This window comes from bacterium (assembly GCA_035530055.1).
Taxonomy (GTDB): Bacteria; UBA6262; WVXT01; order WVXT01; family WVXT01; genus WVXT01.
Window position 1 is genome coordinate 1 of the sequence record DATKVN010000046.1, and the last position, 4,413, is coordinate 4,413.

Consider the following 4,413-nt stretch of genomic DNA (forward strand, 5'->3'; position numbering starts at 1 on the left):
TGATGCTCACATATGCTGTTGGGAGGAACACATATTTTCTTAAGGCCTTTATTCCTGAACTTGTCTGGATTCTTACGCCAGAGTCATTTGCATCTCCCGGCTCTACCAGAACAATGCCATGTATAACGCCATTTTTACCAATTCTTAAGGAAGAAGTTAACGTTCCTGCAGGTTCGGCTGCAATGTAAACAATCTCAGTACCGTTATAAATTCTTAAACCGATGTCTTGGAAACCCTTCTCAGCATATATTTCTTGAGTGTAAAATATTGATAAAAAAGATACAGCAAATAGAACTGAAATGAGCGAAACCGAAATTCTCTTATAAAATTTAGTTCTTGTCATAATAATCTCCGGAAATTAAGGAGTAATATCAGTTCTTAACCACGTTTGACCTGTGGATGGACTTGCCGGGTCTGAAGTTCTTGTCTCTATAATCAAACCCCCTGTTGCTTTAATCGATCCGCCTTGCACTTCCAACTTCGCCCCAGGACTTGTCGTCCCGATGCCGAGGTTGCCCATAATATTCAAATTACCCTGTTTTGTCTGTGCCTCTGCTGATGTGTTTATAAAATACTCCTTTGTCTTCCCTTCAAGTAAATGTGAGTTTATTGCATATGGATAGGCAGATAGCTCTTCCCGGGGAGTTAATGTTTCTCCATCAACGATTACTTCTAAGTACAACGCCTGGCCTGCTGACCAGTCGTCTATGCTTGATAAATCTAAAACATACCTGAATAATCCATTATGCACTTCAACACTTACATTTCCACTGGTCCATATTGGACTGTCACCTACAGCATCAGGATATATACTGAATACCATTGTTTTTGTTCCATCCACAGGCACATTATCCTTTATTAACCTTCCCTGATAGTTAATCTTGCAGGGAACTTCGGCAAAAGAATACGCTAAAGAAATTAACAAAATTGAGACAGATAATAAGATTACTTTTTTCATTTTAAGACCTCCTTTTTTACCAAACGAGAACTCTGGTAGTCGGGCTCGTCCCCGAGCCCGACAAACCCGGCAAAACTTGCCACCTTTCATCTCGGGGTCAGAGACGACCCCGAGTACCTGCCTATTCCGGAGTGGACCACCACGGTTCTTCCTTTCTTGCACAATTTGAAATTGTGCCTACAAATCCTTTTACTGGTCGGGCACCATTTATGGTACCATGTTCCGTCACCCTGAAGGGTGACCCACCAGAAAAAATAGTACCTGTCACTTTTTTTCCATCTTCTACATATAAGTATATACTATCCATAGTTATGGAGAGGTTAAAAAAATGTTAATTTTTTGTTAACTTCAGAAAATAGCCCATTTTTAATTTGCATTTCATTTGTAAATGTGTTAAAATCAAGAGTTAATTAAGGACTTAACTGACTTTTTCAGGGGGCTTTAAAGTGGAAATTCCCACAAAGTATAATCCAAAGGTTACAGAGAAGAAATGGTATGACTTCTGGCTGGAGAGGAAATATTTTCACAGCGAACCCAGGCCAGAAATGAAGCCCTATACTATAGTTATCCCACCTCCCAATATTACTGGCTCCCTCCATATGGGGCATGCTTTGAATAATATTTTACAGGACATTCTAATTCGACTAAAGAGAATGCAGGGTTATAATGCACTCTGGCTTCCTGGAACAGACCATGGAGGAATTGCCACCCAGAACGTCCTGGAGAAGGAGCTTCTCTCCCAGGGATTGACCAGGGAGAAATTGGGTAGGGAGAAGTTCCTGGAAAGGATGTGGGAATGGCGCAGCAAAGTAGGGAATACAATTCTTGAACAGTTGAAGAGGCTGGGCTGTTCCTGTGACTGGGAGCGCACCCGGTTTACTATGGATAGTGTCTGTGAAAGGGCTGTTTTAGAGGCTTTCGTTTACCTCTATGGAAAGGGATTGATATACAGGGGTGAGTACATTGTCAACTGGTGTCCCCGGTGCCAGACCGCTCTTTCAGATATCGAAGTGGAACACGAAGAAGTTAGGGGCAAATTATGGTATATAAAGTACCCCCTCAAAAATTCGAAGGGTGAATCCTCTTTTGTTATGGTAGCTACCACACGACCGGAAACTATGTTGGGGGATACAGCAGTTGCTGTTAACCCAAAGGATAAGAGATATAAGGAGTTAATTGGAAGCGAAGTTATATTGCCCATTATGGACCGTGCCATTCCCATTGTTGCTGACGGGTTTGTAGATTCTGCTTTTGGTAGTGGTGCGGTGAAGGTAACCCCTGCACACGACCCGGATGATTTTAAGATAGCCCAGAGGCACAACCTGCCAGGTGTGAAGGTTATTAATGAGCAGGGCAGGATGACTGAAGCTTCCGGGAAGTATCAGGGGAAGGACAGGTTTGAGTGCCGCAAGGAGCTGGTAGAAGAACTAAAGGAGAAAGGGTATTTAGAAAAGATTGAGGATTATAACTATTCGATTGGCCATTGTTACCGCTGTCAGACTATTCTGGAACCACTGGTATCTGAACAGTGGTATCTGAAGACAGGGGAGATGGCAAAAAAAGCAATTGAAGCTTCCAGAAAGAAGAAAGTGCGCCTTGTTCCTGAAAACTGGACTAAGCCATATTTGAACTGGCTTGAAGAATTGCATGACTGGTGTATTAGCCGTCAGATATGGTGGGGACACAGGATACCCGTGTGGTACTGCCAGAAGGGCTGTTCCCCTGTTGCAGCGGTGGAAAGACCGGAAAGATGTCCTGAGTGCGGCAATAGCAATCTTGTTCAGGACCCTGATGTATTGGATACCTGGTTCTCTTCAGCTCTCTGGCCTTTTTCTACTTTCGGCTGGCCAAGGAAAAAAGACAGGGTTCCCAATAAAGCGAAAAGTGAGAAGGTAATCAATGACCTTGACTACTACTATCCCACTTCTGTTCTCGTTACAGGATACGAGATTCTTTATCTCTGGGTGGCCAGAATGGTTATGATGGGACTGACATTGATGGACGATATCCCATTTTCTGACGTATACATTCATGGTATAGTGCGGGACGCCAAGGGAAGGAAAATGAGTAAGTCTATAGGGAACGTTATCGACCCCTTAGGGACGGTGGAGAAATATGGAACCGATGCCCTGAGGTTTGCCATGGCATGCGGCGGGGTGATGGGAAGGGACGTTCAGCTCTCCGAAGATAATTTTAGGGCGGGAAGGAATTTTGCTAACAAGACATGGAATGCTTCGCGGTTGGTGCTTATGAATCTGGAAGGGTTCAAATTGCCTACCGGCACGCCAACCCAGAATGTCTCTATCAGAGAAAGGCTCACTTTACCCGATAGATGGATTTTGGACCAGTATAATCGGGCGATAGAAGAGGTCACTATTGCCTTTGAGGAATATGATATAAGTAAGGCAGCAAGGCTTCTCTACGAATTTATCTGGAGTAAGTTCTGTGACTGGTATCTGGAACTCGCCAAGATGAGACTTTATGGCCAGGAGCCGAGCGAGAAAGAGGTGGCTCAGTTTGTGCTCATTTACGTGCTTGCGGGAACTTTAAAGTTGCTCCATCCAATAATGCCGTTTATTACAGAAGATATATGGCATCTGTTAAATAATATCTCTCCGGCGGACAGAGAAGAATCTATAATGGTTGCTTCCTGGCCTCTTCCCGGAAGAGAAGGAAGGGATGAGGATGCCGTAGAAGAGATGGGATTGGTCATAGATGTAATCTCTCAAGTTAGGAATGTGCGTAGCGTAATGAGAATTCCACACGCCAAGATGGTGGAAGTATTTATTAAGCCATCTGAGAGAAAACAGAAGGCACTTCTGGATGAACACATTCTGTATATAAAGAGTTTAACAAAGGCGAAAGAAGTCGTAGCTGATAAGGGTATCAAGAAACCAGAAGAGTGTGCCACTGCCGTCGTTGGTGACGTAGAGATATACGTTCCCTTGAAGGGAATGATTGATATCCATCGAGAAGTAGAAAGGTTGAGTAAGGAAATTGAAAAGATAGAAGTTGAACTCGACAGAACTAACAAGAAATTGAAAAATAAAGAGTTTCTGAAGAAAGCTCCATCTCCGGTTGTAGAGAAAGTAAAGAAACAGAAAGAAGAATACGAGATTACAAGAGATAAATTACTAAAAAACTTAAAGTTAATCAAGGAGTGAATCAGATGCGTGAAGACGGAAGGCAGAACCATAAGATTCGTCCAGTAAAGATAACCAGGGACTATCTGAAGTATGCCGAAGGGTCTTGTCTGGTGGAAGCAGGGGGAACAAAGGTAATCTGCAGCGCTTCTGTACAGGAAAGAGTACCTCCGCACCTGCACGATACCGGTACTGGATGGGTAACCGGTGAATACGCTATGTTGCCCAGAGCCACAGACACACGCTCAGAAAGGGAGAGGTTCAGGTTGTCCGGACGCACCCAGGAGATTCAGAGACTTATAGGTCGCTCCC

4 protein-coding genes are annotated in these 4,413 nt (G+C 43.7%); 2 read left to right on the forward strand and 2 right to left on the reverse strand.

Annotation, left to right across the window (positions count from 1 at the left end; genetic code table 11):
* Window positions 1-343 (reverse strand): hypothetical protein (locus VMW39_04030; protein HUW23181.1); only part of this gene is annotated, 343 nt, incomplete at its 3' end.
* 15 nt (window positions 344-358) lie between these two features.
* Window positions 359-958, reverse strand: coding sequence for a hypothetical protein (locus tag VMW39_04035; protein ID HUW23182.1), 600 nt, complete (start codon window positions 956-958; stop codon window positions 359-361).
* Between the two features lie 446 nt (window positions 959-1,404).
* Here VMW39_04035 and VMW39_04040 point away from each other — a divergent pair, with 446 nt between their 5' ends.
* On the forward strand, window positions 1,405-4,122 hold the full coding sequence (locus VMW39_04040; GenBank protein HUW23183.1) for a valine--tRNA ligase: 2,718 nt from the start codon (window positions 1,405-1,407) through the stop codon (window positions 4,120-4,122).
* Between the two features lie 5 nt (window positions 4,123-4,127).
* Window positions 4,128-4,413: ribonuclease PH (rph, locus tag VMW39_04045; GenBank protein HUW23184.1), on the forward strand; the 286-nt coding region annotated here is incomplete at its 3' end.

Excerpts from the sequence above, each read along its gene's own strand:
- VMW39_04035 (HUW23182.1), bottom strand. The coding sequence starts at position 958 with ATGAAAAAAGTAATCTTATTATCTGTCTCAATTTTGTTAATTTCTTTA.